This is a genomic window from Xylanimonas oleitrophica, assembly GCF_003244315.1.
GTDB lineage: Bacteria > Actinomycetota > Actinomycetes > Actinomycetales > Cellulomonadaceae > Xylanimonas_A > Xylanimonas_A oleitrophica.
In genome coordinates, this window is record NZ_QKWH01000012.1 from 1 (window position 1) to 14,937 (window position 14,937).

General features: G+C 75.4%; 14 protein-coding genes. 1 reads left to right on the forward strand and 13 read right to left on the reverse strand.

Features of this window, described 5'->3' with window-relative positions; translation table 11 throughout:
• Window positions 1-22 precede the first annotated feature (22 nt).
• The 5 genes from DNL40_RS12895 to DNL40_RS12915 form a co-directional block, all read right to left on the reverse strand.
• A complete protein-coding gene (locus DNL40_RS12895) occupies window positions 23-628 on the reverse strand; it encodes a response regulator transcription factor (protein WP_111251675.1) in 606 nt (201 codons plus the stop codon).
• Entirely contained in the window at window positions 625-1,899 is a 1,275-nt protein-coding gene (locus DNL40_RS16910) for a sensor histidine kinase (RefSeq protein ID WP_111251676.1), read from the reverse strand. The genes DNL40_RS12895 and DNL40_RS16910 overlap by 4 nt, the downstream gene beginning before the upstream one ends.
• Before the next feature lie 109 nt (window positions 1,900-2,008).
• Entirely contained in the window at window positions 2,009-2,869 is an 861-nt protein-coding gene (locus DNL40_RS12905) for an ABC transporter permease (protein ID WP_111251677.1), read from the reverse strand.
• Window positions 2,866-3,852 carry an ABC transporter ATP-binding protein gene (locus DNL40_RS12910; RefSeq protein ID WP_111251678.1) on the reverse strand — a complete coding sequence of 329 codons (987 nt, stop codon included), beginning with the start codon at window positions 3,850-3,852 and terminating at the stop codon, window positions 2,866-2,868. Before DNL40_RS12910 ends, DNL40_RS12905 begins: the two co-directional genes overlap by 4 nt.
• Window positions 3,853-3,980: 128 nt before the next feature.
• Window positions 3,981-5,138: a magnesium and cobalt transport protein CorA gene (locus tag DNL40_RS12915; RefSeq protein ID WP_111251679.1), complete on the reverse strand. Its 1,158-nt coding sequence runs from the start codon at window positions 5,136-5,138 to the stop codon at window positions 3,981-3,983.
• A 456-nt stretch (window positions 5,139-5,594) separates the two neighbouring features.
• Between DNL40_RS12915 and DNL40_RS12920 the strand changes: the two genes are divergently transcribed.
• Window positions 5,595-6,107 carry an NUDIX hydrolase gene (locus DNL40_RS12920; RefSeq protein WP_111251680.1) on the forward strand — a complete coding sequence of 171 codons (513 nt, stop codon included), beginning with the start codon at window positions 5,595-5,597 and terminating at the stop codon, window positions 6,105-6,107.
• Between the two features lie 10 nt (window positions 6,108-6,117).
• Here the strand turns inward: DNL40_RS12920 and DNL40_RS12925 are convergent, their stop codons facing one another.
• The 8 genes from DNL40_RS12925 to DNL40_RS12960 all read right to left on the reverse strand — a co-directional run bounded on the left by DNL40_RS12925 (window position 6,118) and on the right by DNL40_RS12960 (window position 14,903).
• Window positions 6,118-7,053, reverse strand: coding sequence for a PfkB family carbohydrate kinase (locus DNL40_RS12925; RefSeq protein WP_111251681.1), 936 nt, complete (start codon window positions 7,051-7,053; stop codon window positions 6,118-6,120).
• Window positions 7,050-8,447, reverse strand: coding sequence for an AGE family epimerase/isomerase (locus DNL40_RS12930; protein ID WP_342766650.1), 1,398 nt, complete (start codon window positions 8,445-8,447; stop codon window positions 7,050-7,052). The genes DNL40_RS12925 and DNL40_RS12930 overlap by 4 nt, the downstream gene beginning before the upstream one ends.
• A gap of 151 nt (window positions 8,448-8,598) precedes the next feature.
• Window positions 8,599-9,048 (reverse strand): DUF3592 domain-containing protein, encoded by a 450-nt coding sequence (locus DNL40_RS12935; RefSeq protein ID WP_111251682.1) that lies wholly within the window; start codon window positions 9,046-9,048, stop codon window positions 8,599-8,601.
• Window positions 9,045-9,479, reverse strand: coding sequence for an NUDIX hydrolase (locus DNL40_RS12940; RefSeq protein ID WP_111251683.1), 435 nt, complete (start codon window positions 9,477-9,479; stop codon window positions 9,045-9,047). The genes DNL40_RS12935 and DNL40_RS12940 overlap by 4 nt, the downstream gene beginning before the upstream one ends.
• The gene (locus tag DNL40_RS12945) at window positions 9,476-12,346 is read right to left on the reverse strand and encodes a DNA polymerase III subunit gamma and tau (protein ID WP_111251684.1); all 2,871 of its coding nucleotides are present in this window, start codon (window positions 12,344-12,346) and stop codon (window positions 9,476-9,478) included. The genes DNL40_RS12940 and DNL40_RS12945 overlap by 4 nt, the downstream gene beginning before the upstream one ends.
• 167 nt (window positions 12,347-12,513) lie before the next feature.
• Entirely contained in the window at window positions 12,514-12,723 is a 210-nt protein-coding gene (locus DNL40_RS12950; RefSeq protein ID WP_111251685.1) for a hypothetical protein, read from the reverse strand.
• Window positions 12,724-12,966: 243 nt separating this feature from the next.
• On the reverse strand, window positions 12,967-13,629 hold the full coding sequence (locus DNL40_RS12955; protein WP_111251686.1) for a methionine ABC transporter permease: 663 nt from the start codon (window positions 13,627-13,629) through the stop codon (window positions 12,967-12,969).
• Window positions 13,626-14,903, reverse strand: a complete 1,278-nt coding sequence (locus tag DNL40_RS12960) for an ATP-binding cassette domain-containing protein (RefSeq protein WP_179951076.1) — start codon at window positions 14,901-14,903, stop codon at window positions 13,626-13,628. Before DNL40_RS12960 ends, DNL40_RS12955 begins: the two co-directional genes overlap by 4 nt.
• Window positions 14,904-14,937: the final 34 nt, after the last annotated feature.

Genomic DNA, 14,937 nt, shown 5'->3' on the forward strand with positions numbered 1-14,937 from the left:
CCCCCCCCCCCGACCGCCCCTGTCAGAGCCAGCCGTGCCGGCGTGCCACCCGGGCGGCCTCGTGCCGGTTGGCGGCGCCCAGCTTGGCGACGGCCGAGGACAGGTAGTTGCGCACCGTGCCGGGCGCGAGGGCGGCCCGCTGAGCGATCTCGTCCACCGGGGCGCCGTCCGCCGCGAGCTCCAGCACGTCCGTCTCGCGCGCCGTGAGCGGCGAGTCGCCCGCCGAGATGGCGTCGGCGGCCAGCTCGGGGTCCACGTACCGCCCGCCGGCAGCGACCTGCCGCACCGCCCCCGCGAGCGTCGACGCCGAGGCCGCCTTGGGCAGGAACGCCCGCACCCCCACCGCGAGCGCCCGCTTGAGGTAGCCGGGCCGCCCGTGGCTGGTGACCATGACGACGGCGGTGCCGGGGGCGCTGCGCGCGAGCTCCTCGGCCACCTCGATGCCGTCGAGACCGGGCATCTGCAGGTCGAGCACGGCGACGTCGGGCGTCACCTTGTGCACCAGCGCCACGGCCTCGGTGCCGCTGGCCGCCACACCGACCACCTCGATGTCGGCCTCGAGGCCCAGCAGGGCCGCGACGGCGTCGCGGATCAGCGCCTCGTCGTCGGCCAGGACCACCCGGATCACGGGGCCACCTCCGTCGTCTCGTCCACCTGTACGGGCACGCGTGCCTCGAGCACGAACCGGGGTCCGTCACGCCGGGTGCTCAGGGTGCCGTGCACGCCGGCGAGCCGTTCGCGCAGCCCGGCCAGCCCGGAGCCGTGCACGGTGCGCTCCGCGTCGTCCTCCCCGGGCGGGTCGGGGCGCACGCCGTCGTTGACCACCCGCAGCAGCACGCCGTCGCCGTCGTCGGCGATCTCGAGCAGGCACGTGGACGCCTCGGTGTGCCGCACCACGTTGGTGACCGCCTCGCGCACGGCCCAGGCGAGGGTGTCCTGGACGTGCGGCGGGAGCACGGCGGCGTCGCCGACCACGCGGGTGGCGATGCCGGCCGAGGTCAGCAGGGAGCGGGCGCCCACGAGCTCGGTGGCGAGGTCCGGGGCGCGGTAGCGGGCGACGAGCTCGCGGGTCTCGCTGAGGGAGTCCTGGGCGAGCACCCGCACGGCCAGCATCTCGGTCACGGCCCGCTCGTCGCCGCGGCGGGCGAGCTCGGCGGCCAGCTCGCTCTTGACCGCCACGGCGGACAGCGCCCGCCCGACGACGTCGTGCATGTCGCGGGAGATGCGCAGACGCTCCTCGGCGACGGCGAGGCGTGCCTCGGCGTCCCGAGCGGCGTCCAGAGCGCGGACGACGTCGAGGATCCAGACGGACAGGCGCACGGTGCCGGCGAGGGCGAAGGCGAAGAACAGCGCGCCGAGCACGATGCCGAGGGCGTCCTGCGCCGCGCCCGCCGCGACCTTGCCCGCGCCCGCCAGCAGCCCCGCCGCCAGCACGCACCACAGCAGGCGGCGGAAGGGCACGACGACGGCGAGGGTGCCCACCGTGAAGGTCCCCACCGTGATGAGCACCGCGCTGCGCGCGTCCTCCTGGAAGAACGGTTGCCCGCCCGAGGGCAGGGCGGCGAGCGCGAGCACCACCAGGGCCAGCGTCGTGCCGCCGAGCGCGACCAGGGCGGCCTGCCGGAAGCGATCGGTCAGCGGCCGGCGGTCCAGGTCGACGCGCAGCGTAGCCAGGCAGGCGAGGGTGTGCGCCACACCCAGCACCAGCACGGTGCGGGCCAGCCCCTGCTGAGAGCCGCCCGCGGTCTCCGGGTGGAGCAGCACGGACACCGCCGTCAGCACCAGCGGGAGCTCCACCAGCGCGACGCCGTAGAGCGACACGCGGGTGTAGGTCTCCACGCCGCGCACACCGCCCGGCAGGGACGGGGCCGCGGGCAGCAGGGATCGCACGCGGTTCATGGCGTCAGCCTCCCACGGGGTCGGGCGCGGGCCCGGCACCCGCGGGGACGCGGGGTGCCGGGCCGGCGAGGGGCGACGGGTGGTCGGGTGGGCGGGCGTAGGGCGGCGCTCAGCGGCGCGGCTGCCAGCGCATCCACCGGCGCATGGCCAGCACCCCGACCAGCACCCAGGCCACCAGCACCGCGAGCGGGCCGACGGCGGCGGCGAACGTCTCCGCGAAGGTCAGCACCGCGCCGTCGGCGTCCGTGCCGGAGAGACCGAGCCGCATCAGAGCCACCACCGGGTGCAGCGGGGTCAGCGCCGCCAGGCGCTGCACCAGGTCCGGCAGCATGCTCAGCGGCAGCGAGAGGCCCGAGAAGAGCAGGGTCACCAGCAGCACCGGCAACGTGGTGAGCTGCGCCGACTCCACCGTGCGGGTGAACCCCGTGCTGGCGGCAGCCAGCAGCACGAACACGACCGTGCCGCCCAGCAGCGCCACGAGCAGCAGCACCGGGTTGGTGAACGCGGGCGGCTCCATCAGGGCCACCACCGCGACGGTGCCGAGCACGGCCTGCCCCAGCATCACCGCGAGGGCCGGGGCCGCCGTGGCGGTGAGGATCTCGGCCGCGTTGCTCTCCCCCGTCAGCAGGCGCTTGAGCACCACCTCCTCACGGCGGGCCACGAGCGCCGTCGTGAGGTTGTAGTAGACGACGAACAGGAGCGAGAACGCCACGAGCATCGTCATGAGGCTCGCCCCGAACAGCGCCTGCGCGCCCGCGTCGTCGTCGGGCAGCCCGGTGACGGCCGCGAGGAACACCACCGTCAGCGGGGACAGCAGCAGCGCGTTGAACAGGGCGGTGCGGTTGCGCACCAGCAGGAGCAGCTCGGCGCGGGCGAGCGAGCCCACGCGGCGCGCGGACGCCGCGAGCGGGGAGCGCTGCGGGGCGGGCCGCTCGTCGCGGGCGGTGGTGGGCGTGGTCGCGGCGCTCATGCCGCCACCTCCTCGGAAGCGTCGGGGCTGGGGGTGTCGGGGCCGGCCGTGCCGGCGGTGGTGCCGGCCACGGAGAGGAACGCCTGCTCGAGCGAGGCGGACCGGGCGTCGAGGTCGGCCAGGCGCAGACCGCGGGCACGAGCCCAGGCGAGCACGGCCTCCAGGTCGTCCTGGAGGCGGTCGGTGCGCAGGCGCACCCGGGAGCGCTCAACCTCGGGCGCCCCGACGGCTCCTGAGAGCGCGGGCAGGTCGGCGGGCGCGACCTCGACGAGGCGACCCTCGGCGTCCTGCGGCACGAACTCGATGCGGGCGGGTTCTGCCGCGACGATCTCGGCGACAGTGCCCTCGGTGACGATGCGGCCTGCGTGCATGATCGCGATGCGGTCCGCCAGCTCCTCCGCCTCCTCGAGGTAGTGGGTGGTGAGCAGCACGGTGGTGCCCTCGGCCAGCAGGCCGCGCACCAGGTCCCAGGTGGCGCGGCGGCTCTCGGGGTCCAGACCCGTGGTGGGCTCGTCGAGGAACAGCACCTGCGGGCGCCCCATGACGGCGAGCGCCAGGTCGAGGCGGCGGCGTTCCCCGCCGGAGAGGCTGGCGACGCGCACGTCGGCGCGGTGGGCCAGGTTGACGACGTCGAGCGCCTCGGCCACGGGCCGGGGGCTGGTGAGGGTGCCGGCCCACATGCGGGCGGTCTCGACGACGGTGAGGTCCGGGGAGAACCCGGCCTCCTGCAGCATGACGCCGAGCTGCCCCACGATCTCGCGGCGCTGCGCGTACGGGTCCTTGCCGAGCACGCGCACCTCGCCGCCGTCGGCCGGGGCGAGGCCCTCGATGAGCTCGACGAGGGACGTCTTGCCGGCACCGTTGGTGCCGAGCAGGGCGACGAGCTCGCCGCGCCGCACGACGAGGTCTGCGCCGCGGACCGCCTCGAAGCTGCCGTAGCGGCGCCGTGCACCGCTGACCGAGATGAGTGCCTGGGATGTCATGCCTCCAGCCTCCCCGCGGTCCGGGGCCGGGGGCAGTGCGGGGGCTCACCGGTTCGCGTGCACGGCTCACGCCCCCGCCATGACAGATGTCACCCCGCCCCGCCTCCGCCCACAACGAGAAGGGGAGGTCAGATCCAGCGCCGGAAGCGGAACACCCCGTAGAGGCCGGCGCTGACCAGCAGCATCGCGAGCAGCGCGAAGGGGTAGCCGTACGCCCAGTGCAGCTCCGGCATGACGTCGAAGTTCATGCCGTACACCGTGCCCACCAGCGTGGGGGCGAACAGGATCGCCGCCCAGGCGGAGATCTTCTTGATCTCCTCGTTCTGGGCCTTGGCCTCCTCGTTCTGCCGCTGGGCCACGAGGGTGGCGTTCACGGTGAGGATGTCGCGCAGCGCGCCGCGGAAGGTCTCGATCCGCTCGGCCACCTCGGTCAGGTGGTCGACGACGTCGCGAAGCCACGCCTGCAGCTCGGCGTCGACGTCGTACTTGCCGAACCCCTGCGTGAGGGCGTGGCAGACCTGGCGCAGCGGCCGCACCGCCCGCTGGAAGTCGGCCACCTCGCGGGACAGGTCGTAGATGCGCCGCGACGCCTCGGCGTCGGCGTCGAACACCTGCGACTCGATCTCGTCGATGTCGTTCTCCAGGCCCGCCACCACCGGGGCGTAACCGTCCACGACGGCGTCGAGGATCGCGTACAGCACCGCCTCGGGTCCGCGGGCGAGCATCTGCGGGTCGGCCTCGAGGCGTCCGCGCACCGCCGGCAGGTCCGGGGAGACGCCGTGCCGCACCGTGACGACGAAGTCGGGACCCACGAACACGTGCAGCTCGCCGAACTCCACCTGCTCGGCCGCGTCGTCGTACCGGGCTGCGTGCAGCACCACGAACAGGGTGTCGCCGTACCGCTCCAGCTTGGGCCGCTGGTGCGCCTGGATGGCGTCCTCGACGGCCAGCGGGTGCAGGTCGAACTCGGCGGCGAGCGAGGCCAGCTCCTGGGCGTCGGGCCGATCGAGCCCGATCCACGCCATGCCGCCGGGCTGCGAGCGCAGCGCCCGGAACGTCTCGGCCAGCCGCGTGTGGCTCGAGGTCCGCACGCCGTCCACGTAGATCGCGGAGGCGACGACGGCGGAGCGGCGCGGACCGGGGGCGCGCGTCTCGGCCGGGAGGGTGTCGTCCTGCTTCTTGGGCGGGGCGGGGCGGCGCTGGCGCAGCACCCCGCTGAGCGGCCGCAGGGAGCGGGAGCCGGGACGGCGGGTGTCGCGGGCAGGGGTGGGCAGGGACGTGGGCATGAGAACCTCCGCGAGGGCGCGCACGGGCAGGGCAGGACGCTGCCGTCGTGCGAGGGAAGGGGGGCGCGGAAGGCCGCGGCGCGCCGTGCGGTGAGTGACCGCTGGGCGTCAGCCGCGGCGGGGACTACTGGGGGGCTCGCTGCGCTGCATGCGTGCCACCTCCCTTCGTCCCGGTCGCCGGCGGTGCCGGCTCAGTGCGAAGACCCACGTCGGGCCGTCGAGGATCCTACGCCCGCGGGACGCCACACGCCCATGTCTGCCGCGTCACTTCGCGGGGATGGCCGCCCGCAGTTCGCTGACGGCCGCGCAGCACGGTCGTCCGCGACGGCGCGGTGTCACCGGACGGCTGAGCGGCAGGCCCCGGAGGGCGACCCCCACGAGACGGGCCACGCCGTCTCCCGCGGTACCGCCCCGCCTCACCACCTGGCGAGATCCCCCGCCTGGCAGGATCGGCTCATGGGCGAGCTGGTGGCGCTGTACGACGACACGGGCAGGCCGAGCGGGCAGGTGGCGGACCGCGCCGAGGTCCGGGCACGCAACCTGCGGCACGCGGCCACCGCCGTCGTCGTGCGCAACGGGGCCGGGGAGATCTACGTGCACCGTCGCACGGCCTCCAAGGACGTGTACCCCGGGCTGCACGACTTCTGCGCCGGCGGCGTGCTGCAGGCCGGCGAGGACCCGCACGCGGCAGCGCTGCGGGAGGTGGCCGAGGAGCTGGGCGTGACAGGAGTGCCGCTGGAGCCGCTCGGGGAGGCCGACTACGCCGACGCCCGCACGCGGTACCGGGCCTTCTGCTTCACCTGCGCCTACGACGGCCCGGTCACCTGGCAGCCCGAGGAGGTGGCCTGGGGCGCGTGGGTGACCCCGCAGCGCCTGCTGGGGATGCTCGGCGAGGTGCCGTTCGTACCCGACTCGCCCGCCCTGCTCGGCGGCTGGCTGCGCACCCTGGCGGGCCCTGCGCCGTCCTGACCGCCCTGCCCTACCCGGTGATCTCCGCCCGCGTCGGAGGGTCGGCACCGGGCCGCGAGACCGTCACCGCCGCGGCCCGCGCGGCGAACGACGCCGCCTCCGCCAGCCGTTCCTCCTCCAGCCCGGTCAGCACCTCGCGCGCCCGCGGCCCGGCGGCGCCCTGACCCACGAGCGCGTCGAGCAGAGCGCCCATGAAGGTGTCCCCCGCGCCGATCGTGTCCACCACCTGGGCCCGGGCGCCGGGCACGCGCACCACGTCGTCGCCGCGCACCAGCACCGCGCCGTCCGCCCCGAGGGTGACGACCACGAGCACCGGCCCTCCCCCGCTCCCCCGGCACCACGCCCGTGCCACGTCCACCGGGTCCGCACCCGGGTGGTACCAGCCCAGGTCCTCCTCGGACACCTTGACGAGGTCGCTCAGGCCCACGAGCCGTTCGACCCGGGACCGCACCGCCTCGACGTCGGGCGTGATCTGGGGGCGGGCGTTCGGGTCGAACGAGACGAGCGCCCGCCCGCGCGCGGCACGCAGCACGGCCTCCACGGTGGCAGCGCCGGGGTCGAGCACGGTGGAGATCGACCCGGCGTGCACCACGTCGGCCTGCTCGGCCGCCGCCAGCGCCCCGGGCGGCAGGTCCCACGTGAGGTCGAACTCGTAGGTGGCACCGCCGTGCGCGTCGAGCACCACCGTGGCGGTCGAGGTGCGGCCGCTGGCCGGCACCGTCGCCACCACCTCCACGTGCGAGGCCGCGAGCCACTCGCGCAGCGCGGCACCCCGCCCGTCGGGCGCGAGGGTGGTGACCAGGGTCGGCTCCTGGCCGAGCCGCCCGAGCGTCACGGCCACGTTCGCGGGGCTGCCGCCCGGCAGGTCGCGGGGCGCGCCGTCGTCACCCGGCACGACGTCGACCAGCGCCTCGCCGACGACGACGACCCGCGGCGATGCGCTCACGCCAGCGCCCCGGACGGCACGTCACCGGCTCGCAGCCGGCCCTGGCGCAGCGCGCCGGCCAGCATGGGCGCCAGCGGGAGGCGGGGCACGAGGGTGGCCTGCAGCGCGTGGTAGACGTCGGGCTTGCCCGGCCACACGGTGTCGGCGGGGCGGTTGGCGGGGTCGAGCTCGTGGTGCCACGAGCCGTTGTCGCGGTCGATCAGGTACCGCTCCGCGTAGTCCCACCAGGTGGCGTACCACCCGGCGTAGCGCTCGTCACCGGTGCGGGCGTGCAGCGCCGCGGCGGCGGCGATCCCCTCCGCCACCACCCAGTGCATGCGGGTGGCCACCACCGGATCACCCTGCCAGTCCGTCGTGTAGACGAACCCGTCCGCTCCGTCCGGGGCCCAGCCGTCGGTCACCGCCCGCTCGAACAGCAGCGCCGCGGTCTCCGCCAGCGGGGTCGTGGCCGCCGTGGCACCACCGCGCTCGGCCGTCCCCGGCGTGGGCTCCGCGGGCACCGCGGGCGACGCCGCGGGCAGCGTGGTGGCCGCCTCGAGGTGCAGCAGCAGCCGCGCCCACTCCAGCCCGTGCCCCGGCGTGGCGCCGAACGGCTTGAACTGGTCGCCCGGCCGGTCGCGGTTGAGCTCCAGGTCGGGCACCCAGTCGGGGCCGAAGTGCTCCGGCAGCCGGCCCTCGTGCTGCGCCGCCAGGCCGGTCACGAACCGGCCGATCTGCGCGGCACGGCCCCGCCACTCGCGTGCCTGGCCCTCCGAGCTCAGCCCCACGGCGTCGGCCACGGCGAGCAGGGCCTCGAGCGAGTGCATGGTCGCGTTGAGGCCGCGGTAGTCGTCGAGCTCGGTGAACGTCACGTCCCACGTGTCCACCGGGCGGCCGGCGCCGTCGTCCCAGAACCGCTCCAGGTAGACGGCGGTGGCCTCGGCCAGCAGCTCAGGCCCGCCGGGCAGCCCCGCCATGGTGGCGCTCGCCCCGGCGAGCATCACGAACGCGTGGTCGTAGCAGCTCTTCCCCGACTCGCGGTCCGGGGCACCGTCCGGCCCGACGGCGTGGAACCAGCCACCGTGCTCGGCGTCACGCAGCGGTGCTCCCTCGCCCAGCAGCCCGCCGAGGGCTGCGCCGGCCACGGCGGCACTGCCGGGGACGCCCATGAGGTGCCCGAGGGCGTAGGAGTGCACGGTGCGGGCCGTGATCCACGCCTGGGTGCCGAACGCCGGGTCCGGGCGGCCCGCCGCGTCCAGGTAGGCGGCGCCACCCCCGCCGTGCGGGCCGGCCGGCAGCGCGGCGGCAGCGCCGAAGGCGAGCAGGCGCCGGGCCTCGGCGTCCAGCCACGCACGATGCGTGGGCAGGGAGGGCCACGGCACCGGGACGGTCAGGGGTGCGGAGATGGTGCTCACTCGCCGGTCCTTTCGCAGGTCGTCGGCGCCCGCACGGTGACGGCGGCGCCGCGGTCGACGTGACCATCCCACCATCCACCACGCGGTCGCACCCACCCGGGCAGCACTGCCACGGACGCACAGCCACGGGTGCACCGCCACGGGTGCGTGGTCAGCCCTCCGACAGGCTCGCGATCGTGAACAGCAGCACGGCCACGCCCACCAGTGCGAACACCGCTCCGACGACCGTCAGCACCCAGTGCTGCAGCCCCTCCCGCCAGTCACCCGTGACCACCGGTGCCGCGTCGTCGTCGAACGGGTCGTACCAGACGGTGACTTCCTTGCCCTCGAGCGGAGGCACGCTCGTGCCCACGTCGGAGCGGAACCGCCGCGCCCGGCCGCGCGAGTCGGTGAACTCGACCACCGGGAAGCCGATCCGGTTCTCGCCGCCGCGCCGCCAGGACACGTCGACGACGCTGCCCGTCACCTGCACGCCTCGTGCCGCCCGCATCTCGGCGTGGCGGCGACGCCGGGCCGCCATGCGTGCCCCTGTCACGGCGAGCAGCCCCCCGACCACGGTGAACCCGACGCCCAGGACCCACGGGACCACGACGAGCGTCACCGGACGCCACCCGCCCGGGCGATCAGGTCGAGCGACAGCGGTGCGATCGGGTACGGCGTCACCGGCGCGGCCGGGTCCACCCAGACCAGGTCCTCCAGCTCGGCCTGCGGCTGCGGGTCGGAGCCGGCCGGGAGGTCCACCTCGAAGGCGTGGGCGTCCACCACGTGCCCCGGCTCGTTCGCGGCCTCCGCCGTGAACCGCCCGAGCGGGCGCACCGTGGCCGGCACCGCCCCAGGGTCGAGCAGCACGCCGATCTCTTCCGCCACCTCGCGCACCAGGGCCGCCAGAGGCTCCTCGCCCGGCTCGATCTTCCCGCCGACCTGCATGAACGCCTGGGTCCCCCGCTTGCGGACGAGCAGGAAGCGTCCCTCGCGTACCACCACGGCCGCCACGATCCGCAGGACGGCGGGCGCCGCCCCCGTGCCGGTCACAGCCCCTGGTCCACGTGCTCGTCGATGATCTGCCCCTCGAGGACCTTGACGACGAGCGGCACACCCACCAGGCCGGTCTGCGCGATGTCCGGGTCGTCGGCCGAGGAGTCGTCGTACGGGTCCGGTCCCGAGGGAGCGACCGCCGTCGCAGGCGCGACCCGCCCCTGCCCGCGCGCCTGGAGGGCGTGCCGCTGGGCCGCCTCGACGGGGCTCTCCCGGCGCAGCGGACCGCCGGGGGACGGGGTCGCGGGGGCCGTGCCGGTGGGGGCAGGGCCGGAGGGCGCGGCAGCCGGAGCGGGTGCGGCGGACTGCACGGCCGCGGTCTCGGAGGTGGGGACGCCCGAGGCGTGGTTCGCCGAGAGCGGCCCTGGGGCCGACGGCGTAGCAGCTGCCGGCGCGCTCACGTGCCCCAGCCCGACGGCGGCTCGCGCGGGGCGGGGGTCCAGGTCGTCAGCGGGCGGCTCGGGCTCGTCGTCCGCCGGCGGTTCGTACATCGAGACTCCGGCCAGCCAGGCGGCGTCGGCATCGTCCACGGCCGGCGGCGAGGCGTGAGCGGGCGCGGGACCGGCCGACGGGGCGGCCGGGCGACCGGCCGACGGGGCGGCCGGGCGACCGGCCGCTGGCGCAGGAGCCCGCACGACGGCGGCCGCCTCGCGCAGGTGGCCCTGCGCCACGGGCGCACCCGCCGCCCCGCGGTGCACCTCCGGCGCAGGGTCGTCGCGGCGCGCCTCCGGCGCGGGGTCGTCCTGCTCAGGCGGCTCGTCGGCGGAACGGGCGGGCGCGGCGTCTCGCGGACGGGCACCGGTCGGGGACTCGACCTCGACGATCTCGACCCGCACTGCGACCCCGAGGGTCCCGTACACGGCGTCCGCGATGGTCTCGGGTCGGCCGCGGCGGGCGAAGGCGACCACGCTCGACGGGAAGCCCACGCGAAGCACGCCGTCCTCGAGGCTCAGCACCTCGGAGTTCTCGGTCAGGAACGCCACGGCCGCAGGGCTCTGAATGGTCTGCAGGGCCTCGTGCCAGCGACGGCGCACCATCTCGGTGGTCACGGCGGGCGGGGTCGCCGCGGGCGGGGCCGCCGCTGGCGCCTCCGGCCGGGCGTCACCCGTCTCGGGAGCAGCCGCACCGGAGCCGGAGCTGGGCGTCTGCAGGACGGCGTGCTCGCCGTCGGCGTCGACGAGCGCGGCCTCGGCAGGCTCGGCCACACCGGTCGAGCCCAGCTCGTCACCGTCCGCGTCGTCAGCACCGCGCACGTCCTCAGCGCCCGGCACGGCGCCAGCGTTCTGCACGGCCTCCTCGGCCCTGTCGTGCCCGAGCTGCGCCGGCTCTGCGACCTCGGGCTGGCTCGCCCCGTCCGCGTCGTCCGCACGGCCCTTCGCGAGAGGCTCGTCCGCCCCGCCCGTGGTCTCGTCCGCCGCGGCGACCGTCGCGGCAGGCTCCGGGGCCGCCGGCGCGGACGGCGCTGCAGGCGCGGAGGACGCCGCCGGTGCGACGTCCCCACCGGACCGCGCCGCAGCGGGCCCGCCCCCGAGGCTGGCCTGGAGCGCCGCCCGCGCCGCGGCGGCCCCGCTCAGCCCGCCGAGGGGCACGGCACCGGGAACGTCGTCGTCGGCCGAGACACGGCGCTCGGGCGCGGCCCCTGCGCCGGAGGGTGCCACCCCAGCGCCGGAGGAGGCGGCCGTCGACCCGGCCGTGATGACCCCACGCTCGAGACGCTCGACGCGGGCGGCCAGACCCGCCGTCCCCTCGTCCGCCCCGGGCAGCAGCAGGCGCGCGCACAGCAGCTCGAGGTGCAGGCGGGGCGACGTCGCCCCCGTCATCTCGGTCAGTGCCGCGTTGACGAGGTCGGCGGCGCGGGACAGCTCGGCCACCCCGAGCCTGGACGCCTGGGCCCGCATGCGCTCGAGCTGGTCGGCCGGGAGGCCGCGCAGCACGGCCTCGGCGGCGTCTCCCGAGACGGCGATGACGATGAGGTCGCGCAGCCGTTCGAGCACGTCCTCCACGAAGCGCCGCGGCTCGTGCCCGGAGGCGATCACGTGGTCCACCACGCGGAAGATCGACCCGCCGTCGCGCGCGGCGAGAGCGTCGACGACGTCGTCGAGCAGGCCGGCGTGCGTGAAGCCCAGCAGGCCGACGGCGAGGTCGTAGTCGACCTGGCCGTCGGTGGCGCCGGCGATGAGCTGGTCCATGACGGACAGGGAGTCACGCACGGACCCGCCGCCCGCGCGGGTCACGAGCGGCACCACTCCCCCGCCCAGGGTGATGCCCTCGGCGGCGCACAGCTCCTCGAGGTACGGCCCCAGGACGTCCGGCGGCACCAGGCGGAACGGGTAGTGGTGGGTGCGGGAGCGGATGGTGCCGATGACCTTGTCCGGCTCCGTGGTCGCGAAGATGAACTTGATGTGCGCCGGGGGCTCCTCGACGATCTTCAGCAGGGCGTTGAAGCCCTGCGGGGTGACCATGTGGGCCTCGTCGAGGATGAAGATCTTGTACCGGTCGCGGGCCGGGGCGAACGTGGCCCGCTCCCGCAGGTCGCGGGCGTCGTCGACACCGTTGTGGCTGGCGGCGTCGATCTCGACGACGTCGAGCGAGCCGGGGCCTCCGCGCGCCAGCTCGACGCACGAGGGGCACTCGCCGCACGGGGTGTCGAGCGGGTTCTCGGGGGTGTTGCGGGCGCAGTTGAGGGTGCGCGCCAGGATCCGGGCGCTCGTCGTCTTGCCGCAGCCGCGCGGGCCGGAGAACAGGTAGGCGTGGCTGACACGACCGCTGCGCAACGCCTGCATGAGCGGCCCCGTGACGTGCTCCTGGCCGATCACCTCGGCGAACGTCTCGGGCCGGTAGCGGCGGTACAGAGCGGTGGTCACCCCGGCAACTCTAGACGGACCCGCCCACGCTCTCGACTGCCTTCCGCGGCCGCGGGCGAGCCTGTGGACGACGTCGCCTCGAGCCCTGCCCTGCACCCCCCCCCGGGGACGACGTCGGGCGGGCGCCGGCGTCTGCCGGCACCCGCCCGACGGGTCTCATCGGACCGTCACCAGATGATGATGCCCCGCTCGGCGCCCTTCTCTGCGCCCCACAGCACGATGCCCTGGGTGGACACCGTGTCCTCGGAGGCCGGGGCGGCCGAGGCCGTCGCGGCCAGGCCGGGCACGACGGTCAGGGCCAGGGCTGCGGAGGTCGCCACGGCGGTCAGGCGGGCGCGGCGGACGAGAGCCTTGCGGTTCTTGGCGTTTGCGGGCACGGGATGCTCCTCGCTGTCACCGACCGGGAGCGAGCAGGGGGCCGCTCCGGACGGGGTCACGGACCCGGACCGCGGTGCACGGCCGGGCTTGGTACCTGTCTTGCTCGTCGGCGAGGCCTCCGGCCTCGCCCTGTGTCCCCCATCTCAGCAAGAGATGCCGTCACGTGTCAGTTGGAGAGAGCCGGATTCGTCACCCGCTGCGGGTGAAAAAGCCCCCGCCGCACCGGACCGGCATGACGGCGCTCAACGGTGCAGGGCACGACGGGCGAGGTAGTTGCCCAGGAGCTGCACCACCTGCACCACGGCCACGATGATCACCACGACGACGAAGGTCACGGCCCAGTCGTACTGGCGGTAGCCGTGCACGATGGCGAAGTCGCCCAGACCACCGGCGCCCAGGTAGCCCGCGATCGCCGACATGTCGAGCACGCCCACGAACAGGAACGTGTACCCGAGGATCAGCGGGGCCAGGGCCTCGGGCACCAGCACCGTGCGCACGATCCGCAGGGGCGAGGCGCCCATCGCGCGCGCCGCCTCGACCACGCCCGGGTCGATGGACACGAGGTTCTGCTCCACCAGGCGGGCGAACACGAAGGTCGCCATGAAGCACATGGCGAACGTGAACGCCTCGATGCCGATCGTGCGGCCCACCACGGCGCGGGTCAGCGGTCCGAGCGCCACGAGGAAGATCAGGAACGGCACCGGCCGCACCACGTTGATCGCGACGTTCAGCACCGCGAACACGGCCCGGTTCTGCAGCAGGTTGCCGGGGCGCGTCAGGTACAGCCCCAGCCCCAGGAGCAGCCCGAGGAACCCGCCCACCACCAGGGTGATGAGCACCATGTACGCCGTCTCTCCGCCGGCCTGCCACAGCAGGGGGCCGAGACGGTCCCAGTCGAGGTTCATCGCTTGCCTCCGTCGTCGATGATCCCGGTGGTCAGGTCGTTGCCGCCGGTCATGCCCGAGGGGCCGCCGAACGGACCGCCGCCGACCTGCCTCGCCGGCCCGCCGATGACGCGGGCCCGGCGCTCCTCGCCGCCGGGTCCGTCGTCGGGCGCCTGCCCGACGCCGCGCCGCACCACCGACGGGTCCTCGTGCGGGTCGGCGGCGGTGCCCAGGTCGACGACGTCGGTGACCCGGCGCAGCGCGGCCACGGCCGCGTCCACGCCGTCGGCGGGCGCCACGCCGTCGGGCAGCGGGCGCACACCGGGCGACGCGGCCACGAGCTCGAGCGTGAGGGACCCGTAGGGGCGCTCGGCCACCTCGGTGATGCCGCCGTAGACGACCGTGCCGTCCACTCCGTGCTCCCGCAGCGTGCGCGTGATGAGGGCCGAGGACCCAGCCACCTCGTCCACGCCCACGGTGACGATGCGTCCCGGGTGGCGCTCGCGCAGGCGCGCGAGCACCTCGGGCGAGGGACGGTCCTTCAGCGCGGTCGAGACGAACCGGCGCGTCACGTCGTGCTGCGGCGCGCTGAACACCTGGTAGGCGTCGCCCAGCTCCACCACCTTGCCGTGCTCCATGACGGCCACGCGGTCGCAGATGGCGCGCACCACGTCCATCTCGTGCGTGATGACGACGACGGTGATGCCCAGCTCGCGGTTGACGCGCCGCAGCAGGGCCAGCACGTCCTGCGTGGTCTCCGGGTCGAGGGCGCTGGTGGCCTCGTCGGCCAGCAGGATGCGCGGGTTGGTGGCCAGAGCGCGGGCGATGCCGACGCGCTGCTTCTGCCCGCCCGAGAGCTGGCGCGGGTGGACGTCGGCCTTGTCCGCGATGCCCACGAAGTCGAGCAGCTCGCGCACGCGTTCACGCCGCTTCTCGCGCGACCACCCGGCCACCTCGAGCGGGTAGGCCACGTTGCCGGCCACCGTGCGCGAGGACAGCAGGTTGAACTGCTGGAAGATCATGCCGATCCCGGCGCGCACGCCCCGCAGGCGGGCCTCGCTCAGGCCCGTCAGGTCCGTGCCGTCGACGACGACGGAGCCGCCGGTCACCTTCTCCAGGGCGTTGACCAGGCGCACGAGCGTGGACTTCCCGGCGCCGGAGTAGCCGATCACTCCGAAGATCTCGCCCTCGGCGACGTCGAGCGTGACGCCGTCGACGGCACGCACCTCGGCGCGGCGCCCGCGGCCCGGGAAGATCTTGGACGCGTCGCGGAAGCTGATGATGGGTTGGCTCACGGTGCTCCGTCCGGTAGACGTGTCAGAACCAGCG

Excerpts from the sequence above, each read along its gene's own strand:
- DNL40_RS16910 (WP_111251676.1), bottom strand. The coding sequence starts at position 1,899 with ATGAACCGCGTGCGATCCCTGCTGCCCGCGGCCCCGTCCCTGCCGGGC.
- DNL40_RS12905 (WP_111251677.1), bottom strand. The coding sequence starts at position 2,869 with ATGAGCGCCGCGACCACGCCCACCACCGCCCGCGACGAGCGGCCCGCC.
- DNL40_RS12910 (WP_111251678.1), bottom strand. The coding sequence starts at position 3,852 with ATGACATCCCAGGCACTCATCTCGGTCAGCGGTGCACGGCGCCGCTAC.
- DNL40_RS12915 (WP_111251679.1), bottom strand. The coding sequence starts at position 5,138 with ATGCCCACGTCCCTGCCCACCCCTGCCCGCGACACCCGCCGTCCCGGC.
- DNL40_RS12920 (WP_111251680.1), top strand. The coding sequence starts at position 5,595 with ATGGGCGAGCTGGTGGCGCTGTACGACGACACGGGCAGGCCGAGCGGG.
- DNL40_RS12955 (WP_111251686.1), bottom strand. The coding sequence starts at position 13,629 with ATGAACCTCGACTGGGACCGTCTCGGCCCCCTGCTGTGGCAGGCCGGC.